The 23,741-nt window shown below is 61.2% G+C and carries 30 protein-coding genes and 1 pseudogene; 10 read left to right on the forward strand and 21 right to left on the reverse strand.

Annotation, left to right across the window (positions count from 1 at the left end):
- Positions 1-5: 5 nt before the first annotated feature.
- Positions 6-830, reverse strand: a complete 825-nt coding sequence (locus QF031_RS11050; RefSeq protein ID WP_307427776.1) for a LysR family transcriptional regulator — start codon at positions 828-830, stop codon at positions 6-8.
- Between the two features lie 126 nt (positions 831-956).
- On the opposite strand from QF031_RS11050, the gene QF031_RS11055 reads away from it, so the two are divergent.
- Positions 957-1,091: a hypothetical protein gene (locus QF031_RS11055; RefSeq protein WP_307427778.1), complete on the forward strand. Its 135-nt coding sequence runs from the start codon at positions 957-959 to the stop codon at positions 1,089-1,091.
- Between the two features lie 447 nt (positions 1,092-1,538).
- Here QF031_RS11055 and QF031_RS11060 read toward each other — a convergent pair whose 3' ends face one another.
- The 5 genes from QF031_RS11060 to QF031_RS11080 all read right to left on the reverse strand — a co-directional run bounded on the left by QF031_RS11060 (position 1,539) and on the right by QF031_RS11080 (position 6,719).
- Positions 1,539-2,441 (reverse strand): glucose-6-phosphate dehydrogenase assembly protein OpcA, encoded by a 903-nt coding sequence (locus tag QF031_RS11060; RefSeq protein WP_307427780.1) that lies wholly within the window; start codon positions 2,439-2,441, stop codon positions 1,539-1,541.
- The gene (gene zwf, locus QF031_RS11065) at positions 2,438-3,946 is read right to left on the reverse strand and encodes a glucose-6-phosphate dehydrogenase (protein ID WP_307427782.1); all 1,509 of its coding nucleotides are present in this window, start codon (positions 3,944-3,946) and stop codon (positions 2,438-2,440) included. The genes QF031_RS11060 and zwf overlap by 4 nt, the downstream gene beginning before the upstream one ends.
- A gap of 503 nt (positions 3,947-4,449) precedes the next feature.
- The gene (hxlA, locus tag QF031_RS11070; RefSeq protein ID WP_307427784.1) at positions 4,450-5,073 is read right to left on the reverse strand and encodes a 3-hexulose-6-phosphate synthase; all 624 of its coding nucleotides are present in this window, start codon (positions 5,071-5,073) and stop codon (positions 4,450-4,452) included.
- 61 nt (positions 5,074-5,134) lie between these two features.
- Positions 5,135-5,734 carry a 6-phospho-3-hexuloisomerase gene (gene hxlB / locus QF031_RS11075; RefSeq protein ID WP_307427787.1) on the reverse strand — a complete coding sequence of 200 codons (600 nt, stop codon included), beginning with the start codon at positions 5,732-5,734 and terminating at the stop codon, positions 5,135-5,137.
- Positions 5,735-6,056: 322 nt separating this feature from the next.
- Positions 6,057-6,719, reverse strand: coding sequence for a GntR family transcriptional regulator (locus QF031_RS11080; protein WP_307427789.1), 663 nt, complete (start codon positions 6,717-6,719; stop codon positions 6,057-6,059).
- 183 nt (positions 6,720-6,902) lie between these two features.
- On the opposite strand from QF031_RS11080, the pseudogene QF031_RS11085 reads away from it, so the two are divergent.
- The 9 genes and pseudogenes from QF031_RS11085 to QF031_RS11125 form a co-directional block, all read left to right on the forward strand.
- Positions 6,903-7,157 (forward strand): annotated as a pseudogene (locus QF031_RS11085) (Rieske 2Fe-2S domain-containing protein); the annotation flags it as partial.
- Between the two features lie 123 nt (positions 7,158-7,280).
- Positions 7,281-7,955: a hypothetical protein gene (locus tag QF031_RS11090; protein ID WP_307433300.1), complete on the forward strand. Its 675-nt coding sequence runs from the start codon at positions 7,281-7,283 to the stop codon at positions 7,953-7,955.
- A gap of 2 nt (positions 7,956-7,957) precedes the next feature.
- Positions 7,958-8,404: a hypothetical protein gene (locus QF031_RS11095; RefSeq protein ID WP_307427791.1), complete on the forward strand. Its 447-nt coding sequence runs from the start codon at positions 7,958-7,960 to the stop codon at positions 8,402-8,404.
- Positions 8,405-8,459: 55 nt separating this feature from the next.
- Positions 8,460-9,383: an ABC transporter substrate-binding protein gene (locus QF031_RS11100; RefSeq protein ID WP_307427793.1), complete on the forward strand. Its 924-nt coding sequence runs from the start codon at positions 8,460-8,462 to the stop codon at positions 9,381-9,383.
- Positions 9,384-9,398: 15 nt separating this feature from the next.
- Entirely contained in the window at positions 9,399-10,349 is a 951-nt protein-coding gene (locus QF031_RS11105; RefSeq protein WP_307427795.1) for an amino acid ABC transporter permease, read from the forward strand.
- Entirely contained in the window at positions 10,346-11,143 is a 798-nt protein-coding gene (locus QF031_RS11110; RefSeq protein ID WP_307427797.1) for an amino acid ABC transporter ATP-binding protein, read from the forward strand. The genes QF031_RS11105 and QF031_RS11110 overlap by 4 nt, the downstream gene beginning before the upstream one ends.
- 1 nt (position 11,144) lies before the next feature.
- Positions 11,145-12,101 (forward strand): PDR/VanB family oxidoreductase, encoded by a 957-nt coding sequence (locus QF031_RS11115; protein ID WP_307427799.1) that lies wholly within the window; start codon positions 11,145-11,147, stop codon positions 12,099-12,101.
- Between the two features lie 49 nt (positions 12,102-12,150).
- Complete coding sequence (locus QF031_RS11120; RefSeq protein ID WP_307427801.1) at positions 12,151-12,984, forward strand: IclR family transcriptional regulator; 834 nt, start codon at positions 12,151-12,153, stop codon at positions 12,982-12,984.
- A gap of 795 nt (positions 12,985-13,779) precedes the next feature.
- Positions 13,780-13,986 (forward strand): hypothetical protein, encoded by a 207-nt coding sequence (locus tag QF031_RS11125; RefSeq protein WP_307427803.1) that lies wholly within the window; start codon positions 13,780-13,782, stop codon positions 13,984-13,986.
- Positions 13,987-14,273: 287 nt separating this feature from the next.
- Here QF031_RS11125 and QF031_RS11130 read toward each other — a convergent pair whose 3' ends face one another.
- The 15 genes from QF031_RS11130 to folP all read right to left on the reverse strand — a co-directional run bounded on the left by QF031_RS11130 (position 14,274) and on the right by folP (position 23,618).
- Positions 14,274-14,618: a hypothetical protein gene (locus QF031_RS11130; protein ID WP_307427805.1), complete on the reverse strand. Its 345-nt coding sequence runs from the start codon at positions 14,616-14,618 to the stop codon at positions 14,274-14,276.
- A gap of 86 nt (positions 14,619-14,704) precedes the next feature.
- The gene (locus tag QF031_RS11135; RefSeq protein WP_307427807.1) at positions 14,705-14,839 is read right to left on the reverse strand and encodes a hypothetical protein; all 135 of its coding nucleotides are present in this window, start codon (positions 14,837-14,839) and stop codon (positions 14,705-14,707) included.
- A 651-nt stretch (positions 14,840-15,490) separates the two neighbouring features.
- A complete protein-coding gene (locus QF031_RS11140) occupies positions 15,491-15,871 on the reverse strand; it encodes a DUF7793 family protein (protein ID WP_307427809.1) in 381 nt (126 codons plus the stop codon).
- Between the two features lie 11 nt (positions 15,872-15,882).
- Positions 15,883-16,143: an IS1096 element passenger TnpR family protein gene (locus QF031_RS11145; RefSeq protein ID WP_307427810.1), complete on the reverse strand. Its 261-nt coding sequence runs from the start codon at positions 16,141-16,143 to the stop codon at positions 15,883-15,885.
- Positions 16,144-16,428, reverse strand: coding sequence for a hypothetical protein (locus QF031_RS11150; RefSeq protein ID WP_307427812.1), 285 nt, complete (start codon positions 16,426-16,428; stop codon positions 16,144-16,146).
- 437 nt (positions 16,429-16,865) lie between these two features.
- Positions 16,866-17,093, reverse strand: coding sequence for a hypothetical protein (locus QF031_RS11155; protein ID WP_307427814.1), 228 nt, complete (start codon positions 17,091-17,093; stop codon positions 16,866-16,868).
- Positions 17,094-17,199: 106 nt separating this feature from the next.
- Positions 17,200-17,664, reverse strand: a complete 465-nt coding sequence (locus QF031_RS11160; protein ID WP_307427816.1) for a hypothetical protein — start codon at positions 17,662-17,664, stop codon at positions 17,200-17,202.
- A gap of 133 nt (positions 17,665-17,797) precedes the next feature.
- Positions 17,798-18,052, reverse strand: a complete 255-nt coding sequence (locus QF031_RS11165; RefSeq protein WP_307427818.1) for a YegP family protein — start codon at positions 18,050-18,052, stop codon at positions 17,798-17,800.
- Between the two features lie 129 nt (positions 18,053-18,181).
- Positions 18,182-18,346, reverse strand: coding sequence for a hypothetical protein (locus QF031_RS11170; protein ID WP_307427820.1), 165 nt, complete (start codon positions 18,344-18,346; stop codon positions 18,182-18,184).
- A 71-nt stretch (positions 18,347-18,417) separates the two neighbouring features.
- On the reverse strand, positions 18,418-18,735 hold the full coding sequence (locus QF031_RS11175; RefSeq protein WP_307427822.1) for a DUF3040 domain-containing protein: 318 nt from the start codon (positions 18,733-18,735) through the stop codon (positions 18,418-18,420).
- Between the two features lie 191 nt (positions 18,736-18,926).
- Positions 18,927-19,310, reverse strand: a complete 384-nt coding sequence (locus tag QF031_RS11180; protein WP_307427824.1) for a DUF488 domain-containing protein — start codon at positions 19,308-19,310, stop codon at positions 18,927-18,929.
- A gap of 92 nt (positions 19,311-19,402) precedes the next feature.
- Positions 19,403-21,286 (reverse strand): glycoside hydrolase family 15 protein, encoded by a 1,884-nt coding sequence (locus QF031_RS11185; RefSeq protein ID WP_307427826.1) that lies wholly within the window; start codon positions 21,284-21,286, stop codon positions 19,403-19,405.
- Positions 21,283-21,792: a hypothetical protein gene (locus QF031_RS11190; RefSeq protein WP_307427828.1), complete on the reverse strand. Its 510-nt coding sequence runs from the start codon at positions 21,790-21,792 to the stop codon at positions 21,283-21,285. The genes QF031_RS11185 and QF031_RS11190 overlap by 4 nt, the downstream gene beginning before the upstream one ends.
- Positions 21,793-21,954: 162 nt before the next feature.
- Positions 21,955-22,785 carry a pyrimidine reductase family protein gene (locus QF031_RS11195; protein WP_307427830.1) on the reverse strand — a complete coding sequence of 277 codons (831 nt, stop codon included), beginning with the start codon at positions 22,783-22,785 and terminating at the stop codon, positions 21,955-21,957.
- Positions 22,782-23,618 (reverse strand): dihydropteroate synthase, encoded by an 837-nt coding sequence (gene folP, locus QF031_RS11200; protein WP_307427832.1) that lies wholly within the window; start codon positions 23,616-23,618, stop codon positions 22,782-22,784. The genes QF031_RS11195 and folP overlap by 4 nt, the downstream gene beginning before the upstream one ends.
- Positions 23,619-23,741: the final 123 nt, after the last annotated feature.

The raw sequence follows: 23,741 nt of genomic DNA on the forward strand, positions 1-23,741 counted from the left end.
GAAACTCACACAAACACTGGACTTCTATCTGGGGACCCAACCACCACCACCCTGCCCCCGGAATAGGTCAGGTCACTGTGAATTCTCTGGTTGAGTAATGCATACCCGTGGCCCTTGGCCACAAAGGAGCGAACTGTTTCATAGCCGGCGAAGCGGTGCCGCACCTTGGGCACCACCCCGGCGATGGCATATAGCTGCTCGTAATATTCCCGGCTGTACGGGAGGTCCAGGACAACCGAGGCTTCGCCGTCGAGATCCCGCAGCGCGATGCTCCGCTCAGGGCGGGACGCCGCAGGATGTCCTGCATGGACCAGGACATGCGGGGGCACCAGCTCAAGCACCTGGTGGGTGAAGCCTCGGCCCAGGCCAAGATTGTACGTCAATGCGACGTCGCACTGGCCCTCCAGCAGGGCTGTCTGCAAGCTGGCCAAATCGGCTTCGAGGACGGAGACCTCAATACCCGGATGCTGAACTTCGAAGGTCTGAAGGATAGTCGGAAGCCTGAAAGGTGCCAGCGGGGAAAATACCCCCACCTTGAGTTCGCCCACCAGGCTCGTCGCAAGCCCCCGGGCTGATTCATACAAGGAATCGGCGTGCTCCAGCAGGACTTTGATGTCCTGGGCCAGCTGTCGGCCCAAGGGCGACAGCCGCAGGCCGCGCGTCCTGGGCCGCACGAACAACTGCGTCGACAGGCTAACCTCAAGCTGGGCAATGGCGGTAGACAATGTGGACTGCGTCACCAAAAGCCTTTCGGCCGCCGCTGTCATGCTCTCGAGCTCTGCCACTACCGCGAAGTACCGCAGCTGGGTCAGGGTGAAGGGCCTAGCCATCCGCTATTGCTCGCATGCTGCGCGGTTCCGCGCGGTCACAGGCCCCGAAGCCGATGTAAAAGGAGGGCCATGGAACGAGGTCAGCAACCTCAAGGAAACGGAACCCGGCCTAGCTGTCGTCGAAAGATGCCACTTAACGATCGGGTGGGCAAGGCGGCCGGGGCGATCTCCCCGTCCACCCAAGCTCCCCGTTATGCAGACCACGTCGAGGAATCCCTGCTCGGTCTTCCTCGCGACCACTACCGCGTCGTACCGCAATAATGGCTCCAGTTCTTCAGCGTGGCCGCTGACGTTGGTTTGCCCGTGCAACAAGATTCCCGACTGCCCTTTGAGGATGGATAGGTATGGTCTCGCCGAAAATCAGTGATAGACGTAAAACACTTGAAGCTGCCTGTTCGCGTGATCATGTTTAAATCCTTGATGCCACCGCTGGGGAGGGATCCGTGGACCATGTCCTCCCGGGAGCAAAGGAACGGCGGATGCTTTGCCACACGCCGTTCCCAGTCGTCCCCTGCCAGCACCAGGTAATCTGCCTCGATAACGGTAAACACGCGTTCGTCATGCTCACCAGCCAGTACCAGTCATGGCTGGACCTGACTGGGACTGGCGCGCCGGACGCTGCAGCCGGCAGGACGGACATTTCCCGCGTGACACCACCGCCGTTGCGCCAGGATTGGACCTTCAGCTCTGCAAAGCGAATGATATGCATCAGCTCAGCCTCGATAGAGAGCTTCCAAAGACTTCGTCGGGGTCGAGGCGGCGGAGTTCCTCGGCAAGGCATTCGCTTAGGCTGCGGCGGGGCAGCGAGATCCGTTGGGCGGGCTGGCCCGGCTGGGTCAGCTCGGCGACGGACAGTCCAGGACGGAAGAGTTGGACGTCGCCGCCGGGGCGGGTGAGCCGGACGCGGCGGATGCCGGTTCCGGCGGGGTCCGCCACGATGGTGACGGGTGCTTCCAGGGCGAGGGTGAGCCAAGCCGCGAGGAGGATGGTGGACGGGGAGTCCGAGGCACCCTCGACGGCGACGGCGGTCACCGGCGAGGAATCGACTCCGTCCAGGGCGGCTGCGAGCTGGATCCGCCAGTTGGTCAGGCGGGTCCAGGCCAGATCGGTGTCCCCGGCGCGGTAGGTTTTGTGGATTCTCTCCAGTGCTGCCTGCGGGTCCGGCTCGTTGGCGGAGTCGGTGATCCGGCGGTGCGCGATCCGCCCGATGGAGGTTTCGCAGGCGTTTTCCGGGGCACCGTGCGGCCACCAGGCCACGATCGGCGCGTCCGGGAGCAGCAGCGCGGCCACCAGGGATTCGTTTTCGTGGGCGAGCTGGCCGTAGCCGCGCAGTACGATCACCTCGGACGCGCCGGCGTCCCCGCCCACCCGGATCTGGGCGTCGAGCCGGTCCGCTGCGTCGGCTCCGGCGTCGGCCAGGACGATGATCCGGCAGGGGTGTTCCCGGCTGGCATCGTTGGCGGCCTCGATCGCTTCTTCCTCAAGCCCGGACTTGGTGACCACCACGAGGGTGAGCACCCGGCCCAGGGCGATCACGCCGCCCTGCTCGCGCAGGGCCATGAGCTTCTTGGAAACGTTGGAGGTGGTGGTGTCCGGCAGGTCTACAATCATGGCCTTCTCCAGGTTCGTCCGTCGCGGGCCAGCAGCTCATCGGCAGAGGCCGGGCCCCAGCTGCCCGGGGGGTAGGGTTCGGGCTGTTCGTCCAGGGTGGCCCAGTAGTCCTCGAACGGGTCAAGGATCTTCCAGGACAGCTCCACTTCCTCGTGCCGCGGGAACAGCGGCGGTTCGCCCAGGAGCACGTCCAGGATCAGCCGCTCATAGGCTTCCGGGGAGGATTCGGTGAAGGAGTGGCCGTAGCCGAAGTCCATGGTGACGTCGCGGACTTCCATCTGCGTGCCGGGAACCTTGGAGCCGAACCGGATGGTCACGCCCTCGTCGGGCTGGACCCTGATAACCACGGCGTTCTGGCCGAAGTCATCCTCGCCGTGGTCGCGGAACAGCAGGTTCGGTGCCCGTTTGAAGACGACGGCGATCTCGGTCACGCGCCGTCCCAGGCGCTTGCCCGCGCGCAGGTAGAACGGCACGCCGGACCAGCGGCGGGTATGGATGTCCACCCGGATTGCGGCGAACGTTTCGGTGGTGGAGTCGGCCGGGATGCCTTCTTCCTCCAGGTAGCCCTGGACCTGTTCGCCGCCCTGCCAGCCGCCGGTGAACTGGCCGCGCGCTGAGTGCGTGGAGAGGTCATCGGGGAGCTTGACGGCTGCGAGGACCTTTTCCTTCTCGGCGCGCAGGTCATCGGCGTTGAAGGAGATGGGCTCTTCCATCGCGGTCAGGGCCAGCAGCTGGAGCAGGTGGTTCTGGATGACGTCGCGGGCCGCGCCCACGCCGTCGTAATACCCTGCACGGCCGCCGGTGCCGATGTCCTCTGCCATGGTGATCTGGACGTGGTCCACGTAGTTGGCGTTCCACAACGGCTCGAACAGCTGGTTCGCGAAGCGCAGAGCCAGGATGTTCTGCACCGTTTCCTTGCCCAGGTAGTGATCGATCCGGAACACCGCGTCCTGCGGGAACACCGACTCCACAATGTCGTTCAGCTGCCGGGCCGACTCGAGGTCGTGCCCGAACGGCTTCTCGATCACCACACGCCGCCACTTGTCCCCCTCGGCCTGCGCCAGGCCGTGCTTGGACAGCTGCCGGCAGACCTGCTCGAACCCCTTGGGCGGGATCGAGAGGTAGAACGCGTGGTTGCCGCGGGTGCCGCGGACATCATCCAGTTCCTTAATGGTCTCGCCGAGCTGCTCAAAGGCGCCGTCGTCGTCGAACTCACCCTGGACAAAACGGATGCCCTCGGACAACTGGTTCCACACCGCCTCATCAAAGGGCGTGCGCGCGTAGGCCTGCACGGAAGCCTTCACCTGACCGGCGAAATCCTCATCAGTCCACTCCCGGCGCCCAAAACCCACCAGCGCAAAGCTCGGCGGCAGCAGCCCGCGGTTGGCCAGGTCATACACGGCCGGCAACAGCTTCTTCCGGGCAAGATCCCCCGTTACCCCAAAGAGCACCAACGACGACGGACCGGCAATCCGGTTCAAACGGCGGTCACGCGGATCCCGCAATGTATTACGCCGGGGGCGTCGCCGTGTGCAAGTAGGGTCAAGCACGGCTGAATGCCACTCCTTACCTGAATCTTTTTTGGCATGTGTGGAAGTCCGGGTGGCGGTGGCACCCTGGGTGGGATGCAGCCGCTGCGGGGATGGAGTCATAGAGGGCACAGCAGGACACCGTCCTCCCGTAGGAAGAGCCGCCGATGGGCTGTCCCATTCTCGATCACCCAGATGAGCTCGCCCTGATTGCCGACTTGATCGACTCGGCCGGAGTACTGAAATGATTCGGAAAACCATACTTCGATGTCGTCTCCGGAGCTCAATGCTTCCCACCGTGATACGGGTTGTCTTATAGGTCGTGACATCGAAGTTTCCGCTCTCAACACTCGTCCACTCTGGATTGACGTGCGTCTGTCCAGTGAACGTCAGGGTTTTTAGTTGTCGGGTTCGTAGCAGGGTGGACGTAGCGGTCCGCACCTTTGACAGGCGCGGACCGCCACACTTTAGGGGCCTTCCTAGCCGATCGCAGCCCGGAGTTCTTTGGCTGCCAGGGCGGGGTCAGCTGCGGCGTAGATAGCGCCGCCGGCAACGGCGACCTCCGCTCCGGCACGCTGCACGGCTTCGATGGTCGAGAGTTTCACGCCGCCGGCAACGGAGAAGGGGACGCGGGCTTCCTCCCCTGCGCTGAGCAGGCCGTTCAGGTCATAGCCGGGCTGGGCCTGCTCATCCAGGCCAGCGTGGAATTCGACGAACTCCGCACCGAGAGCGTGGGCTTCCTTGGCACGGGTTACTTTGTTTGCCACGCCGATGAGGTCAACGACGATGCCTTTGCCATGTGCCCGGGCGGCTTTGATGGCGCCCGCGATAGTTGAGTCGTCCGCGGTACCGAGCACGGATACCAGGTCTGCGCCAGCCGTGAACGCGATGTCCGCCTCAAGCTCCCCCGCGTCCATGGTTTTCATGTCCGCGAAGACAATCTTGTCCGGGTGCGCTTCCTTGACAGCCGTGACGGCGCCCAGTCCGGCAGCCTTGATCAGGGGTGTGCCCAGTTCGATGATGTCTACGTATTCAGCGACCTTGCCAGCGAGTTCGAGTGCGTCCTCGACGGTGAGCAGATCCATTGCGACTTGGAGTTTCATAAGGGTTCTTTCTGTAGGGATGTGGAGGGTAAGAGGAAAGGCGGCAGTTGAGCCCTGCCTGCTACTCGAGATTCGCGTGCCGGGTCCACAGCTGATCGGCAGGGATTTGGGCTTTCTCCCATAGGGCCTGGAAGACCGACTCGGCAGCGAGGAACAGCACTTGTTCGAAGAGGCTTCCGGAATACTGTTGGGACGCCCCGGATCCGTGGTCAGTTTTTTGCGGGGCAGGAACAATTACCAGAGTGTGCGCCAGTGCGCCCAGCGGTGAGCCCGCGTTGGCCGTGAAGGCTGCAACACGGGCGTCGGCCTTGACCGCAGTTTCTCCGGCCCGCACGACACCTGATGTTGTTCCAGAGCCGGAAGCCACTAACAGCAGGTCGCCGGCTCCAATTGCGGGAGTGGTGGTGTCGCCCGCGACGTGGACGGTCAGGCCAAGATGCATCAAACGCATCGCAGCCATGCGCAGGACAAGCCCGCTCCGGCCCGCCCCTGCCACGAAGACGCGAGGGGCCCCGGCAAGCTCTCCGGCCAGAGCGGCGAGTTCTTGAACGCTGACCCGGGCTGCAGTGTCTGCAACCTCGCCCTGAATAAGCGAAAGGCTGCGAGAAATTGCCCCCACAGTTCCGGCTTGGACAGGGCTCACTTCTGAAACGCTCGGCATGTTGCTCTCCTTTGAGCTGCTACTGGCTTGGGCACCTTAATACCTCCGGCAAGGCATTGCCCCTTGTATACACTGTATACAGGCGCCGCGGTTGTGGTCAAGTGGATTTGGGGGCAGGGTCAGTTTGCTCTGGCCAGCTGTCCGAGGAACCTATGTTGAAAGGCGCACGGCGACGGGTTGAGGCGGCAGCTACGTCCCCGGGTCGGGGTGTTCGCGGCAGGTATAGTTACGGACAGCGTGGCAACGGGCTCGAAGCCCCATAGCCATCGTGTGTTGTTAGGCCGCTTGGGTCACTAGGCCGTAGCAGCTTGCATCTGACGCGTCAGTTGGCGGGCGCAGCTTGCGCGCGGGTCGGGTCAGTCACGTCATGGCAGTGCCGCAGGAGTTCGATTGCCTGGTCCGCATCCCCGTTTTTAAGCGCATTGAGGATGCGGCGATGGTCATCGACCACCTTGTTCTGGTACTCCTCACCTTGACGGTAAGTCATTGTGATGCGCTTCTGAATGGGGTGGTTCCATACGGAAGTGAGGACACTGAGCAGAAAGCTGTTGCCGGCAGGTCCGACGAGGGCTATGTGGAAGGCCTGGCCCAACCGGAACAGCTCCAGGTTGTCCGACGGGTCGATCAGGGCGGTCTCCTCAATGAGGCTACTCATGCGCAGCATTTGCTGAGGAGTGTAGTGCCCACATGCGCGGTGTACCGCGAGGGCTTCGAGGGCATAGCGAACGTCAAAGACGTCAGCGATTTCGCTTTCATCGAGCTGATTGACGACGTACCCGCGTCCAGGGACGAGTGTTGTAAGCCCCTCCAGCGTCAACCGGGTCAACACGTCGCGGACGGGAGTGCGTGAAACCCCATACTGGGCAGCGACCTGTTCCTGAACGAGTGCGGTTCCGGACGCTATTTTCCCGGTGGCGATATCAGCCGTGATGAGATCGTAGACCTTCTCGGCCAGCGGCCGGAGATCCTTCAGTTGTACGGCCATGGCACCTCTGCTTTCGGTTTCTGCAATTTTGTCACGAAGTAGTTCCCCCCAAGCCGTCACTGCACTGGCGCGTAACTGGATGAGGACACAACAGCACTGCCCTGCCGGCTGCGAGAGAAAAGCACTTGACCTGAGTCACAAGGTCTGAATACAGTGTATACACTCAATTGGAGGAGAACAAAGATGTTTGTCTTAAACACGTGGTACGTGGCGGCATGGTCCACGGACGTTTCCCGCAAGCCCATACGGCGAGTGATCTGCGCGCAACCGATTGTCCTTTTCAGGACACAGGACAACGAGGCGGTGGCGTTGGCTGATCGTTGTGCCCACCGTGCCTTTCCGCTTTCTGAAGGTCGGACAGTTGGCGACTCGGTGGAGTGCGGCTATCACGGGTTTACCTATGGATCTGATGGGGCATGCACGCGTGTCCCCGCCCAAACTTCGATTCCGGAGCGGGCCCGGGTTCGCAAGTACCCGCTCGTTGAAAAAGACGGCTGGATCTGGGTCTGGACGGGCGATGCCGAGCTGGCAGATCCGGCCCTGATTCCAGACACGCACTGGATGGTCGACCCCGAATGGGCTACGGTCACCCACTCGTACCATTTCAAATGCAGGGCCGACCTTATTCACGACAACCTGTTGGACCTGACTCACGAGTCGTTCCTGCACCAGACAACGGTCGGTGACGACTACATTTACGAGCATGGGATCACCGTTGAGGTGGACGGCAACGTCGTCAGTGTCGACCGCCTGATGCCCTCCGTTGAGGCTCCTCCCCTGTACGCGGAGACCATGAACGCCCGCGGTCTGTTCGACCGCTTCCACTGCACCGAGTTCTTCGTGCCCAACCTGCACGTACTGCACTCAGGCATTACCGGGGAAGGGCGCCCGCGTGAAGAAGGTTTCCTGATCAAGGTGCTCAACGGCATCACCCCGATTGACGAGCACAACACCTGGTACTACTACGCATTCAGCCGCAACTTCGCCGTCGACAACGCCCAGGCCACCGATGATCTCCGGGTCGGGTTGGGCACCGTCCTGGACGAGGACGCCGCAGCCCTGGAAGCCCAGGAAATTGGCATGAGCACCAGGCCCCCCGGCGAGCATGATGTGCTCATCGCCCAGGACGGGGGCGTTGCCAAGGCGCGCCGCATCCTCGCCGCCCTGCTTCGGAAGGAGCAGCAGGCGCCCCCGGCAACCTCTACCCGCGTGCCAGCCGCTGTCGGAAGGGACTAAAGATGTGGATGCTCATCCGCGCCAACGACATGGGGGCTCAAACAGGGCCCTCCGGCGCCCGAATCCTCGCCGCCAACCCTGACTCAGCCGAGCGCGGGGACCCCTGGCGGTGGACGGTGGAACTGGACGAATCCGCTGCCGAACCGCTAGCTGCTGTCACTGCCAACGATGACCATGTCAGCGCCAGCAGCACCCGCTACGAAGGAAACTTCACAGGAGTCTTCCAACGGGAAGCCGGAGAACAAATCGTCATGGCCGGTCTCACCGGAGAGGCCCTCGTAGCGGCAGAGGACGGACCGTGGAAGCGGTGGCTCCGGCCAGGGGACACCTTCATCGTTGAGGGCGAAGACCCCGAGGCCATACGGCTTTCCCTCACGGCCGGCCACTCGGCAGTGCAAGTCATCACCCTCTCCCCCACCCGCGCAAAAGTCCTTCGATGGGTTCCATAAACCCCTCCTCAACCATGCACGGCTTCAGTACATTTCAGCGTCGAAAGGTATTACCATGAGCCATCCCCGAAACCCGCTGCTTCTGGCAGGAGCCATCTTCCTGGCCCTGTCCGTCAGTTCCTGCGCAGCGACATCGGACGCCTCCCCCCAGGGCCCCGCACCGTCTTCCGCAAACACCGACTCAGCACTCCCGGTCAACGAAACGACACGGGCACTGCTGCCCGAAAGCATCCGGACGGCCGGCGTCCTGCGGGTCGCTTCGGACCCCACCTATGCGCCCTTTGAGTACTTCGACACCGACAACAAAACCATGATCGGCTGGGATGTTGACCTCACCGACGCCGTCGGCGCAACCCTGGGGCTGAAAGTCGAACATGTCCCGGCATCGTTCGACACCATTCTCCCCGGCCTGGCATCAGGGAAATACGACATGGCGGCATCCTTTTTCTCGGTCACCCCCGAACGCGAGAAAATCGTGGACTTCGTTCAATACATCAAGAGCGGATCAGGAGTCGCGGTCCTGAGAGGCAACCCGAACCAGATGACGATGGACCCGATGACAATGTGCGGCCGACGCATTGCCGGACAAAAAGGCTCCATCCAATCCATGGAAATCCTCCCTGCCTTCTCCACCCAATGCTCAGAAGCAGGACACCAGCCTATTGACGTGCAGAACTTCCCCTCCCAGTCCGACGCCAATCTCGCCCTGGTCTCAGGGCGGATAGACGGTGTCGTAGCCGACAGCGTCACCCTCGCCTACCAGGCCAAGGAAGCCAACGGCAAGTTCGAACTCGCCGCGGGCGAAGAGTACAAACCAGAACCTATCGGCCTGGCGCTCAGCAAAAACTCCGGACTTAAGACAGCGGTCACGGAAGCCGTCCGGGACGTTATCAACAGCAACCACTACTCAACAATCAGCGAGAAGTGGGGCGTCCCCAAAAGCGTTCTGGTAACCGCCGACGTGTTGGCAACTAAGTAAACGGAAAAGCCCTTAATGACAACAACAACGCCCCGGCTGGCCGCCGGAATGACCGGCGACGAATACACCGTCGTCAAAGCCAAGCACCCCGGCCGATGGGCCTCGGCCCTGATCATCCTGATCATTGCGGGATTGCTCCTGCAATCGGTGATGACCAACCCAAATTTCGGCTGGAACGTCGTCGCCGCCTACCTCACGGAAGCCTCCATCGGGCGCGGGATCCTCATCACTCTCGAACTGACCGTGGTCAGCATGGTCATCGGCACGGTCCTCGGGGTCATCTTTGCCGTCATGCGGCTCTCCCCCAACCCTGTTGTTCGGACAGCAGCCTTTGCCTACGTCAGCTTCTTCCGGGGCACACCAGTCCTGGTGCAGCTGCTCTTCTGGTTCAACCTCGCAGCGCTGTACCCGGTGATCACCTTGGGCATCCCCGGACTGCACCTGGACGCCAACCAGCTCATCACCCCGCTGACCGCAGCCATCCTCGGCCTTGGCCTGAACCAGGGCGCCTACATGTCCGAAATCGTTCGCGCCGGTATCCTCTCGGTCGACAACGGACAGATAGAAGCGGCCGAAGCCTTGGGTATTACCCGGATGCAGACCATCCGCCGCATCGTGCTGCCGCAGGCGATGCGTGTCATCATTCCCCCTACCGGTAACGAAACCATCGGGATGCTCAAGTCCACCTCGCTCGTCAGCGTTATTTCCGTCCCGGAACTTCTCTACTCATCGCAGGTCATCTATGCCAGGACCTTTGAAACGATCCCCATGCTGATCGTCGCGAGCCTCTGGTACCTCCTCATCACCACAGTGCTCAGCATTGGCCAGTACTACCTCGAGCGCCGGTTCGCCCGTGGAAACCACCGCAACCTGCCACCGACACCCCTTCAGCAGCTCCGTAAATTCGTCCGCACCCACGACGCGCTGTCTCTGAAACCTATTTCCCTGAAAGGCGGCCCGCGATGACGGTCCCAGCAGCGCCGGCCCCTATGGTCAAGGCGAATTCAATCTGCAAGAGCTACGGGGCAAACGAGGTCCTGAAAGGGATCGACATGGAAGTCGCCCCCGGTGAAGTCGTCTGCCTCATCGGCCCCTCCGGCTCAGGGAAAAGTACCTTCCTGCGCTGCATCAACCACCTTGAAACGGTCGATGGCGGCAGGATGTGGGTGGATGGAAATATCGTCGGATACGACCTCAAAGGCACAAAGCTCCACGAGCAAAACCACCGCGACATCTGCCGGCAACGGATGGACATCGGGATGGTCTTCCAGCAGTTCAACCTGTTCCCCCACATGACGGTCTTGGAAAATCTGATCGAGGCACCCCGCCTCGTGAAGAAGGAAAAGAAAAATACCGCAACCGCGCGCGCCATCGGTCTGCTCGAAAAAGTGGGACTCCGGGACAAGGCAGACGCTTACCCGCGCCAACTCTCCGGCGGACAGCAGCAACGCGTAGCCATAGCCCGGGCATTGTGCATGGAACCCAAACTGATGCTCTTCGACGAACCAACCTCTGCCCTGGACCCGGAACTCGTCGGAGAGGTCCTGAAAGTCATGAAAGACCTTGCGCTTTCAGGAATGACCATGATCGTCGTCACCCACGAAATGAACTTCGCACGGGACGTCGCAGACCGCGTCGTCTTCATGGCCGAGGGGCACGTCGTAGAACAAGGTCCCGCCCGCGAGGTGATCACCAATCCCACCAATGAACGGACACAAACCTTCCTGGCGTCCGTTCTCAACGAAGCGACAGCGAACTGACATGGACAACGGCTTTTTCGAACTGGTGGTCCACTCAATAAATCATGAGTCCCGCCAAGTAGTGTCAGTAACACTAAAACACCCCTTGGGACACGATCTGCCCGGTTGGGAACCAGGTGCCCATATCGACGTGCTCCTCCCCAACGGAATACTCCGGCAGTACTCCCTGTGCTCACACCCGGATGAAACCAAGGCATGGCGCATTGCGGTTCTCAAGGAGCCGCAGGGGCGCGGCGGTTCGGCCTACGTCCATGACGAACTCATGCCGGGCACAAAGCTCCAGGTCCGGGAAGCACGGAATAACTTCCCGATGCATCCCGCCGAGCGGTACCTGTTCATCGCCGGAGGCATCGGCATCACTCCCATCCTCCCGATGGTGTGGGCTGCAACGCACCAGGGTATCCCGTGGGAATTGCTCTACCTTGGCCGTAGCCGCACCTCGATGGCGTTCCTCAACGAGATCACAGCGCTCGGAGGGCGCGCCACAATCCACGTCAGCCAAGAGCTCGGGCCATTCCCCCTCAATTACCTACTCAGTGAACTCGAGGCAGGAACCGAGGTTTACGCCTGCGGCCCGCAGAAACTGCTCGATGCATTAGAGACGGCCTCTAAGTCCTGGGACGACGCCTCAGCGTTCCACTGCGAGCGGTTTTCACTCGAGCCCGCCGAACCCAGTGCGGGGACGTCAACCGATTCAGCGTTCACCCTGGAGCTGGCCGACGGCATGGAAGTACCCGTACCGGCCAATTCCTCCGTCCTGGAAGCGCTGGAAGCAGCAGGTATCAACGTGCCCAACTCCTGCCGCGAAGGCATCTGCGGAACGTGCGAAACACCAGTAATAGCCGGAGACATCGACCACCGGGACACGCTCCTCTCACCACAGGAGCGCGAAGAAGGAGCGACCATGATGATCTGTGTCTCCAGATGCAAGAGCCCCAGACTCGTCCTCGACCTCTAGGCCCAGACCAGAGTGTCCCCTAACCCGGCTACCAGCATCAAGAGGAAGCATGGCAGAAGAAAACAGCGGCAACAGTGCCGGCAGCCGTCGCACTGTTGCATCGAAAGTTCCCTCAGCCCACAACACCCTTCGTATCCTTCAACTGCTCGCTGCCAAAAAGGCCCCCATACCCGCTTCAAGGATCGCTGATGAACTCGGCCTTCCCCGGTCCAGCATTTACGACCTGCTTGGAGTGATGGAAGCCCAAGGATTCGTCACCCACCTGCCCTCTCAAGGGCGATACGGCCTGGGGGTGGACGCACGGGAAGTCAGCTCCGCTTACTCGCAGGATGAACCACTATCGCGGGTAGGCAGGCCGCTGCTTGCCCGCCTCGCTCAAGCCACGGGGAAGAGCGCGCACCTGTCCGTACTTCACGGACGCGACATCCGGTACCTCTTCGAAGAGCCCGCGAAGAGTCAACCATCCTTTATTTCCGCTGTCGGTATGCGGCTCCCCAGCCACCTCACAGCGACTGGCCGCGCCATTCTGGCTGCAGCACCCAGGGCACATGTACGCGCTCTCTACCCGAACGCGGCCGCGTTTGCAGCCCCCCAACAGGGCTCGTTACCCATCACCAAATACCAGACGCTGTCATCGGAGTTGAACCTAGTGAGCCAACGAGGTTATGCCGCGGAATACGGACGGACCATCCCAGGGTTTGGATCGATCGCCGTCGCCGTCAAGGACCAGCACGGCTGGCCTACCGCGGCCATCGCGGTGACATACGTTGAGGAAGACTTCCCGGTCCCGCTTCAGCAAGCGCTGGCAGACACCATAAAAAAGACCGCCTTCGAGCTGTCCCGGCGAATACATGGCCCTTGGCCAACACTGGTCGCCTCATGACTCTCAGCACAGACACAGGAACACAGGCCTTGGCTGTTCCCTTATATCCTCCAAGGGCCGCGGTCAATGACTTTGAAGAAAACCTTCCTAAGCTAGCCCGGCCAACCACAAAAGCTCCAACAGAGATGGCTTCCACACGCGAAAGACGCGCTGTTCCGCAGTCCACAGTAGACGCGGTTGACTGCCCCAACGGGTGCCACTACTGCGAGGGACCCGAGACCGACTGACGACACAGCCGTGGTGCATTTGTCTTGCGCTTTCGCGGTGGTCCTATTCCCGGCTCCGGTGCGGCACCGCAAGGGCCTTGACCCAAGCCCCCGGCTGACAACAATGACGCCTGAATGCCCCAAAGCCACCAGGGCCTTCCAATGCTCGCAACTTGGGAGGCCCTGGTTCAAAACCCATGTAAAGAAGACCAGGTCCAGAATGTCCCCTGACCCGGCCAGGCCGGATCCGAGGCCTCGCAAAGGAAATCCAAACCCGGAGGGGCCGCACCCTACGGCAGCAACCGGGGACCCCGCACCAGTGAGCGGTTGGTGGCGTCCGGATGAAGATCCCACACCCCTCCGCTACCTAAAACAGGGACAAATCACCCCTCAACTCTGCGGCAGGAAGACGCTGTGGACCCTCGTCTTCGCATTGCCGCCCACCGCCCGCGCCCCACAGCACCACCGAGGCCCGAAACACTGAGCGCATCAGCCGTAAAAAGAGACGGCTTCCACGGAAACGCGGTGCCGGGCCCGAGCGTCCACTCCACGCAATGAAAACGACGACACTTCGAAAGGCTGTGGAACCATGCCAAAACTCATCGCCGATCTGTTTGTTCAAAACCCTGTTGAAAGAGACGATCAGCTTTCTGCTGCAGTCGCAAATGCTATCCATGCGGCAAAAGCCGATAAAAGCCGCGGCGTCCTCATAACGCGACACCATTACAGCCGTTTCAGCGTCACCCTATGCCCGACAGTTCCCTACGGGCAGACCCGCGAGCTCGACCTACTGTAGAAGTCCGCGGCGCAGCTTGACCAGACGCTTGTGACGGGACAGGACCCAACCTCAGGGTTGACTACGGGAATCCCACGGCAGCGTACATATTGGTGACCCTGCACCAATATGTGGCTGGTGGCGGCCGGACGGAGACCCTGAACCATTTCGCTACCTCGAGCAAGGGGAACCCCTGCCCCGGTTGGGCAGAAGACAAAGCCTTTGGACCCTTGTGTTTGATATTGCGCCCTCAGGCAGAGCCCATGTTGCCAAACTGAGGCCCTGACTTGGCCCGTGTGACGCGTCGATTAGGCGGCGAGTGGGAGGTCGAACAGTTGCTCAGCAAGCCTGATCAGGCGGCGGGGTGCGTCGGCCTCTTCAGCGTCACTTCCGTGGCCTAGGAACAGGGCGGTGCCGTGGAGGGTTTCTTCGACCTCGATACCGGCTTCGCGGATGAGGGCCTCGGCACGCAGGTTCGGGGTGGCCACCTGGTTCGCTTCGCTGTCCAGGTAGACGTGCCAGTCACGGCCGACGATGACGCCGACCTCCCCGGTAGCCACCCGCTGAAGTGCTGACACGTCCAGTTCCACGGCTTTGACGTGCACCGGTTGGGCGAGGCGGGCCGGGACCACGAGGGCGCTGCAGGTATGCATGGTCAAGTCCTTGAAAATCTGGTTCGAGGTGTGGAGCGGGCGGCCGGGCGGGCTAGGAGTCTTGGAGCTGGCCGCCCGCTGGCGTGTCAGCGCTGGTTTTTACGCGGTTTTACAAAATTTAGTTCGCTATGTTCATTTTTAGCCCTTTTTTCGGCCCGCTTTTCCAGAATGGATTTGCCGGGTTTTTTAGCAGCGCCGCTTTTAGGGGATTTTCCGGACATCGGAATACACCTTTCTTTGATTGCGTTACTACCCATACCATACCCATTTTTATTTTTTTTGCCAGCCCGGGAAGACTTTCGTGAGACGGGCATCGCCGGCAGCAGTGGCGGGAGGAGCTTGATGCCGCATCAAATTTTCGGAGTTTTATGCCACGTACTTGGTTGTCGTTTTCTTGCGACTATGGCCTTTGCTGCAAATTTGATTCAATAACTAGAGTTTGCATTTCGACGTACTGCTTTTTTAGCTTCACGTTTCCGAAGTCCCGCAAGCTTCCTAGCCGAGGAAAAGTTCTCGGCTCAGCGGCCCCGTGAGCCACGGTCTAGCGCGTCCCGTGGTGCATCGGGTTGGCTCTTGAAGATGCCTGACCAGCAGTGGCGTTCCAAGCACGGTGATACCCCTATGCCCAGCCCAAGAACCGCAACCGATGCACACCTGGCATCACAGCTCACTAAGCGGAAGGGAGGGACATGAGCTTGCCCTCCGTCCGTAGTCATCCCCGCGATGCGGCAGCCGATTCGCACTGTTAATTTCTCCAGCTGACCGGTCGCGGACGCGTCAGCAGTTCAGCTTCGTAAGCAGTAACAGGGCGGCGGGGAGGGTAGTGATCCAGGATGACGGATGTTTCAAGAAATTTATTCGGGTGGTGCACGCTATGCAGGTGACTCTACGGAGTCTTCAAGCAGCCACGCCTTTGCTTTTTCCTCAGATGTGAAATACCTGATCGGGAATCCGGTCGGCGATACGGGCAGGCGGAACATGGCGATCACGCGATCACCGGGAGAGGAACCCAACAGCGCCATACGCGAGATGGTGGAGGGGTCGGGAAAGACTCTTCGAGCGGCCGCGGAGTGGGTCACGCCCTGAATTTCGACCAGCATCGGCAGCGTGGCGCCCTGGCCCAGGGTCGAGACGGCTGCGAGGCCGGCCTTGGCTACGTCAATGCCTACGTAGGCCCCGTGCTTCCAGCGCAAGTAAAGGACCCCACCGGACAACTCCATCGTGCCTTTGCCCTTGATGTCCACCTTGCTCATGCCGTCCCCTGTCATGAAAGCCCGACTAGTTTTGACCGTATCCGAAACGGCATCACCCTGGGTAAAGCCCGGCTGATCTGCCGGAAGGCGGGGATCTCCAGGAAAGCAGGGTCAAAAGGTTCATCGGGTTCAGTTATTTCGGCTACCCAGGCGGAATATTCAGCGTGGTCAGGATGCGTCGGGTCAGCCAGGGCATCCACGATGTCCTCGTATCCGGGAAATCCCCCGGAGTCTTCCAGCGGTTCGCGCCAATCAGCCGGGCCGGTGGACATTTATCGGTTTCTGAGGTGGACCTGGAGCGTGGGGACATAGTCGCTGTAAGCGGCTGCAATGTCTTCCAGATCGATCATTGGAGGGAAATCAATCACCGACTGGTGCCCGGCGAGGAACCGTGATGTTTCTTCAATAACCCTCCGCCCATCGAAGCCTCCCAAGCCGATCCCCTCCAGAAAGGAAGGATCTACGCGGAAGAGCGACTCTACCGCTTGTCCCTCTGCTTCCGCACGCACCAGGTACTCGTCCTGATTCACCAATTCGACTTCGAATGACTGCTCCATAAATGCACCTACAACTTCCTGGGATCACCCCGGTTACTTCCGGTTTGTGCTTGGAATATCAGCAAGCTGTTCCTCGAATTGGTTTGATTACCGGTCCGCGATGACGAGGAAGCTCGCCTGGAGGCACGCGTTAAAGGGGGTAAATATCAAGGTCGAAGTTCATTCAAGGTCATTCTCAGAACCTCGACCTCCAGCCCGTTGAGGAGGGGGATGTCGTGGATGCATGCATCCAGTTCCAAAACGCCGGCGTTCTCTCCCCGAGCCCGGTATTGAAGCCAGAGGTCCTCAAGAGAAAGGGCGCCTGATTCGATTAAGCACCTGGCTTCAAGGCGAGGATCAGACATACTCATCTCAACCTTCAGATCGGGCCGCCACTCTCACCGCCCAACCCCACAAACTTTGGACATCGGGGCATTGGAGCGTACCGAGGTCCAGGATCATTCCTTCAGGTGGGTTTTCTGCTCCGCCCAGACATGTCCCTCGTTGTCATGTTCTATCTCGATATCGGCAAGCTGCTCCTGGGATGCTGCTTCCTCGTCGTCGTTTTTGTGAATGATGGGAGTATCGACAGGGCTTCTGTCTGCTGGCCCAAACATGTTCATGATCAGCCGTCCAACCGCGCGGCTGAATGTGGTTGGGAAGCTGATGTTCTCTAAATGAAGCATTTCTTGCCCTCACTCGTTTTCCGACATGTTGGTGGATTGCTTAGCCGCTGCAAAATGTCTTTTTGCAGCGGCCATGAGTTCAAGGGCTGTCTTCGCCGCTTGAATTTCAGTCCTGGGTGATACCGCGCCCGGATCTCCCCGAATCGAACGTCCGTGCCAGCTGTGCCAGCGCCAGCGCGGCGACGAGCAGCCCGAAATCGCGCAGGGCGACGTCGTAGAAACCCGGGTACGTCAGCAAATTGATAATGATGCCGGCAAGCCAGAACGCGACCACGTAGGCTGCGTAGCGCGGTTTAACTGCGATCATGATGCCCGCGGCGATTTCCACTGCACCGACGATGAACATTGCGATGTGGGGGGTGAAGGGCAGTAGCCCGGCAACCCAGGGGGCGAGATATCCTTCCCACTTGGTCAGGACATTGGCGAATTTGTCCAGGCCAAAAACCACGGGAAGGAGAACGAAACCGACCCGCAGGATCATGAATGCTGCATAGGCAGGTTCTGTTCGAATCCGTTGCAAGGTTCGACTAATGCCGCTTTCAGCGGGCATGGGAATTGAGGTGGCAGCCACGGTACTCTCCTTCTAGGCATTGGTGCTGTGGGGGCCGGGGAGCGCGTTTTTCCTCGCTTCTCGGCAGGATCCGGAGGTTCCCGGAACGGGGACGGGTCCGGTTACGAATAGCTGTTGATTCTGCGCCGATGGTTCATCCGAACCAGCGGGATGGGCCCTGTTGTGTCTGCTGTAAACCGGACGGTGGGGCCGGGGTCGATGGCGGCCGCGTCGTGCGGTCATTGATAAAAGCCATTGCTGCGGATTCCTGCGCGTCGCGGATGCCCGCGACCGCTGAATTCTTGTCCTTGTATCTTTCGGAGACGGCCAGTACTTTCCCGGTGCGGGAGAGCAACCTGAACTCAAAGTCCCCGCCGGTTGTTACCACCAGTTCGAATGATGCTGTCATGGTCGATGTGATCCTTGGCTCGGGCGCTTCGTCTGTTTCGGGCTAACCTGTCGGGCTATCGCCTGCAGAAGCGCAAGGAGTCGGTTGGGTTAAGGCCATGTTTCCGGCCAGTGATTTGTCCTCTTTGGACTAGGGGTGCTGTGGATCTTCGGACGCATCGGTCGCCCCCGGAGAGTCGGGACCTTCGGCCGGTTCCTGGGAATGGGACCGGATTTCCGGAAACTCCCGGGTGTTGTCACCTTCAGCCGGAGCCTCACTGTGGACCCGGATATCGTCTGTGGCTGAAATGCTCATTACTCACACCTCTTTTGCTTGCCTGCACCGTCTGCGAGACGAAAGTCAGGCAGCGGAAATACAGCGTGATTTCATTGTTTCCCAGGTCCCGAATCTGGACGGCGCTTTATGGGGGGCGCGGTCAGGGCGGGCGCGTTCGCCACGAAAAGGTAGGTTCCTGCTCCCATTAAGAGGAAGCCGATAACGCCCACGGCGATCACCTGCGAGGCGACGCCTGCAATAAGCAGGACGACGCCGATAAGGCACGAGAGGGCAGCAAAATACGTGGTTGCCCTGAACCCGTCCGCCATAGAACCAGAGGACAGTTCCTGTGCCAGGCGCGGGTCCTTCGTAACCAGGTCCAGCTCCAGTTCATCAAGCAGTTTCTGCTCTCTATCTGACAACGGCATCTGGAGCCTCCTTTGATACCGCCGCTAGCCCTTTCAATAGGCCGTGCAGCGTAGCCGCTTAGCAGTTCCTAGCTCTCGCGGCTTCTAAATCTAACATTTTAGATGTTAGTATTCTGACCATAGGAGCGCCGCTCATGGAAGTCAAGGAATCCGGTCTGAACAGGGGGTTTCGTGGGCGGACGCCGTGAGCGTTAGGTGTTCGATGGGTGCGTTCCTTCTGTGATCAGCGTGCACAGCACTGCAGCCTCACTGATGCTGGGTTCCTTTGTTGCGGTCAGCAGGGTCAGGGGTCCGCGGCCGGCCAGGGTGCGGAGCTGGTCAAGGGCTGCCAGGGCTTCGGGTGCGTCCAGTTCGGCTCGGTAGCGTCGGCTGAACTCCTCGAAGAGTTCGGGGTCATGGGCGTACCACTTCCGCAGCTGCGGGGATGGGGCTATGGCTTTGTACCAATGGTCGATGCGGGCTTTTTCTTTGGTCAGGCCGCGTGGCCAGAGCCGGTCCACGAGGATGCGGGTGCCATCTTCGGGAAGTGGAGACTCGTAGATACGTCGTACTTTCACAGCATTCGGACTGGCCATCAGGTCGTCTCCTTCGTCGTGGCGCTTGTTGTGCCGTTTTTCTTCAGTGCCTATTCCGTGGAGGGCGGATGGGCGGGGCAGTGCCTGCAGTCTTAGTCAAGGGTTCCTGGGGCCGCTTCGTTCCGTGCGACGGCATCGCGCAGGGCGAGGGCGGCCTGTACGAGCGCCGCGTGCGTCAAAGCCTGCGGGAAGTTGCCGAGAAGGGCTCCGGTGGCCGGGTCAATTTCTTCGCTGTAGAGTCCGAGCTGGTTGGCATTCTCCAGGAGTGCTTGGAAAAGTGCGGTTGCTTCACTGAGCTGCCCAGTGTGGGCGAGGGCCTGGACAAGCCAGAATGAGCAGGGCAGGAAGGCCCCCTCAGTGCCGGGTAGTCCGTCCTGGCCGGGCGGGTAACGGTAGAGGAACGGGAAGCCAGCGGAAAGTTCCTCCCTGATGGCATCGACTGTTCCTTTGACCCGGGACGAGCCGTTTTCTTCGAGGCCGATGACGGGCAGGACAAGCAGAGCGGCGTCCAGGTCCAGGGATCCGTAGGTGCGGGTGTAGGTGTGTCTGGCCGGGTCAAAGCCCTTGGACCTAATTTCGGCCGCGAGATCGTGTTTGGCCTTTTGCCATTGTTCTCGCTGCCGTTTGCCCAGGCGGTGCGTCTGTCCGATACGGAGTGCCCTGTCGAGGGCGAGCCAGCCCATCATCTTGGAATGCACATGGTGGGCCGCGTCATCGCGGATTTCCCAGATTCCGGCGTCGGGGTCCTGCCATCGCCGTGCGACCAGGTCGGCGAAACCTCGCATCGCCCGCCATGTCTCTGAGTAAAGACGGTGGCCGCTCCGCACGAGGACCCAGGCGGCATCCAGGACCCATCCATAGCCGTCGAGCTGGTGTTGGCTTGCGGCTCCGTTGCCCATGCGGACCGGTGTGCTCCCTGCAAATCCGGGCCAGTTGTGGAGGGTGCGTTCGGCGGGCACGTGTCCCCCGGCAAGGGTCAGCAGCGCCGGCAGGCGCGGCCGTTCAAGCCGGCTGGCGTGCAGCAGCCAGCCGAGGAACTTTCTTGCTTCACCGGTTTTACCAACGCCGAGGAAGGAAGCGACCCCGATGCTGGCATCCCGGGGCCAGGCGTATCTGTAATCCCAGTTGCGTATGCCGCCGGGGTCCTCGGGCAGGGACGTGGTGGGGGCTGCTACCGGGGCGCCGGATGGAGAGTACGTCAGCAGCTGGAGGGTCAGAAGGCTTCGCAGGACCGGTTCACGGAAGGGGATGTCTTCATCGACTTCGTCCGCCCAGGCCCGCCACCGGGCTTCGTCGGTTTCGACGAGGTCCCAGGCTGTTGAAGGGTCGATGTGGATGAGGGGTTCCCCGTGGGCGATGGCCAGTACGAAGGTGACGGGGTGGCCAGGTTCTATGGTCACGTACGTGTGCTGTCCTGGTTCGAGCACCAGTTCCTGGCTGCATCCCAAGGACAGGGCCAAGGGCCCCCAGTCGCAGACAAGGTTGCGGCCGCGGCGGATGCGGGGACGCTGGTGCTGTTCGCCCAGCCGGGGGTCGAAACAGATAACTGCGGTCATTGGTGATCCCTCGGCGCTGAGTCGTCTGATCAGAAGCGTCGTGGGCAGCAATTGGCCGTTGAGATCGGCCACCATGGCCTCGGTGAGGATGAGTTGACCTTGCCCGTCTGACCAGACGGTTTCCAGGGTTGCGCTGTGGTGCCGGTACTGGCGTCTGACTTCGTGAGCCGGCGGAACGGGTCCGGCAAGGAACGCTCCGGCTTCGGCGCCGCCAAGGAGTGCTCCGAAGATCGGCTCGCCGTCGAAGGCCGGGGCGCAGAGCCAGTCCAGGGAACCGCCGGCCGAGACAAGAGCTGCGGTGCGCGTGTCTCCCAGGAGGCCGTAATCGGGGATGGGCGAGGGCTGCCACGTCGGGTCTCCGTGCTGGACGTTTTTGGCCAGGTCCGTCTCCTCGGTCGCGTGCTCGGGCCGGCCCCTCATGCCGTCCTCAAGAGCAACCCGAGGAGGGCGCCGTAGACGACGTGGGCGAGGACCGCGACGGCCGGTGTCTGAATCCCGTAGTTCAGGCCAAGCAGGCCCGGTGGTTCCAGCACTGCCCTGTTCGAAGGTCCTGCTCTTGTCGATGCCATCCGGGGGTGGACCCCTGGCAACAGGGGGAGGATTACTGTCAGCGCTACCGCCACGTGGAGGAGTCCTAGCAGGGCACCGATCCACCAAGTCGCGGTGCCCAGACGCGCGAAGGTGGCCGCGTATCCGAATGCAAAAATCTGGCCTGCAGCGAGATGGATGAAAAATCCTGCGACCCGTGCCCGATCAGGGTCAGGCGTTACAAGAGTGCCCAGCACCAGCGGCAGGTCCAGACGCGTCCAACCGGCCATTTGGGCCGCGATCATCACTACTGTCAGGGCGCCGGTTGCCAAGAGCCCGAACATGGCCCACCCTCCCCAGTCCATCTCAGCCGTCCGGGCCTCTGCCGGTGAGGGCATAAGGAATTCTTCGCATTTTTGGTTGCCATCTCGCCGGATAGACATTTGTCACTGAATGGGGAGCGTGCGACGAAGCCAGCGTGCCGGCAGCTTGGTCGGCCGTGTTTGAAACCATGTTCTTGTCCTTTCCTCAGCAGGCGTGTCCCCTTCCGGCAGGGCCTTTTACTCCGGTGCCTGCGCCCCGTGCAGTTCATCCCCCTTGTCCTGCGCCGACTCCTTTGCGTGCGCGCTGTTTGTCGTGCCTGATCCGTGGTGGGCCAGGTAGCGGAGGAAGAGCATGTCCCCGCAGCGGAGCACGTGTTGAAGGTGCATCCTGCGGGGGTCAGAGTTTTCCTGGGAACTGACGGCGATGCGGGTGCCGGATCCTCCGGCGAGGACAGGACTAACGGACAGGCAGAGTTCGTCGACGCGCCCGGCCTGCTGGAATGTTCCGAACAGGTGGGGCCCGCCCTCGGAGTGTATCCGGGAGTGTCCGCGCCGTTTCAGTTCCCGGACCAGCAGGTCCACGTCCAGACGCCGCTGCCCGCAGGTAATCACATCCGCGACTTTCTCCAGGCTTCTCCTCCTCACCCTGCTGGCCTCGGCGGTCGTGATGACCATAGGTCGCTGCGGCGTTGATGTGAAGAAGGGCAGGTCCGGGTCGATCCGCAGGCTGCCGGAGACGACGGCCAGGGACGGCCGGTCATTCTTGCCGTTGTCCTGGCGCCACTGGACACCGTCTGCGCCGATTAGGTCCCCCGAGTAGCCCTCCGTTCTGACCGTTCCTGCGCCGAGGAGAAGAATGTCTGCGGTGCGGCGCAGCAGGACCATGATCCGCCGGTCCGCCGCGTTACCCAGGCCTCCGGAGCGGCCGTTGAGTGTCGCGGCTCCGTCCAGGCTGGAGACGAAATTGAAACTCACGTGGGGATCGGCGGTTACTGGATGGGTATACCAATTCAGGAGTTGCGTGTCGGTGGCGGCAGTGACGGGACTGGGCAGAAGGCGGTCGATCATGGCACCGCCCGGACGCGGATTCCGCGTCTTTTCATGTTGTGGTGCAGTGATAGTGGTTTCCGCCATCCGAGGACTGCCTCGGTGAGGTGCAGGGCCGACGCCGCCGGAGCGATGTTGTGCATGCGCAGGATCCGTGCGCCTTTCATCAGGCAAATCACGGCGGCGGCGAGGGACCCTTCCACCCGCTCATCGCGTGCTTTGCCCAGTGTCTCGCCGATGAAGTCTTTATTGGACACGGATGCCAGGACCGGGAAGCCCAGGGATGCGATCTGTTCAAGGCGCCGGGTGAGTTCCAGTGAATGGAGGGTGTTCTTGTTCAGGTCGTGCCCTGGGTCGATGATGATTTGCTTTTCAGGGACGCCGAGGCCGATGGCTTCATCGATTTTCCGGGACAGGAAGTCGCGGACCTCCCCGACTACGTCCTGATACGTGGGCTCAGGCCATGGCGTCCGGGGCGGGGCGAGGCTGTGGGTGATGATGAAGTGGGCATCTGTGGCTGCGATGACGGCGGCCATCTCCTGGTCGCTCAGTCCAGAGGTGTCATTGATGGCATTGGCACCTGCTTTGATGCTGAGTTCGGCCACTTCGGGATTGAAGGTGTCGGCGGAGATGATCGTGCCGGACTGGCGGCGGACTTCCTGGATGAGGGGAATGATGCGGTCTGCTTCTTCTTCTGTCGTGAGCGGGGTGCCGGGAGCGAAGGGCTGCCCGCCGATGTCTAGCCAGTCCGCACCGTCGGCCACGGCGGCCAGGGAAGCATCAACGGCAGCGTCCAGGTCAAAGGTCCGTCCTGCGTCATAAAACGAATCAGGGGTCCGGTTGATGATGGCCATGAGAACCGCCTGGCGGCGAAAATCGATGGTTCTGCTCCCGAGGCTGTGCAGGGGGTGAAGGAACGCCGGCTCGTACACGCCGTTCCCGCACGCATCTTCATCTGTCACCGGTTCGGGTAACTT

It is taken from the genome of Pseudarthrobacter defluvii, from assembly GCF_030816725.1.
Classification (GTDB): domain Bacteria; phylum Actinomycetota; class Actinomycetes; order Actinomycetales; family Micrococcaceae; genus Arthrobacter; species Arthrobacter defluvii_A.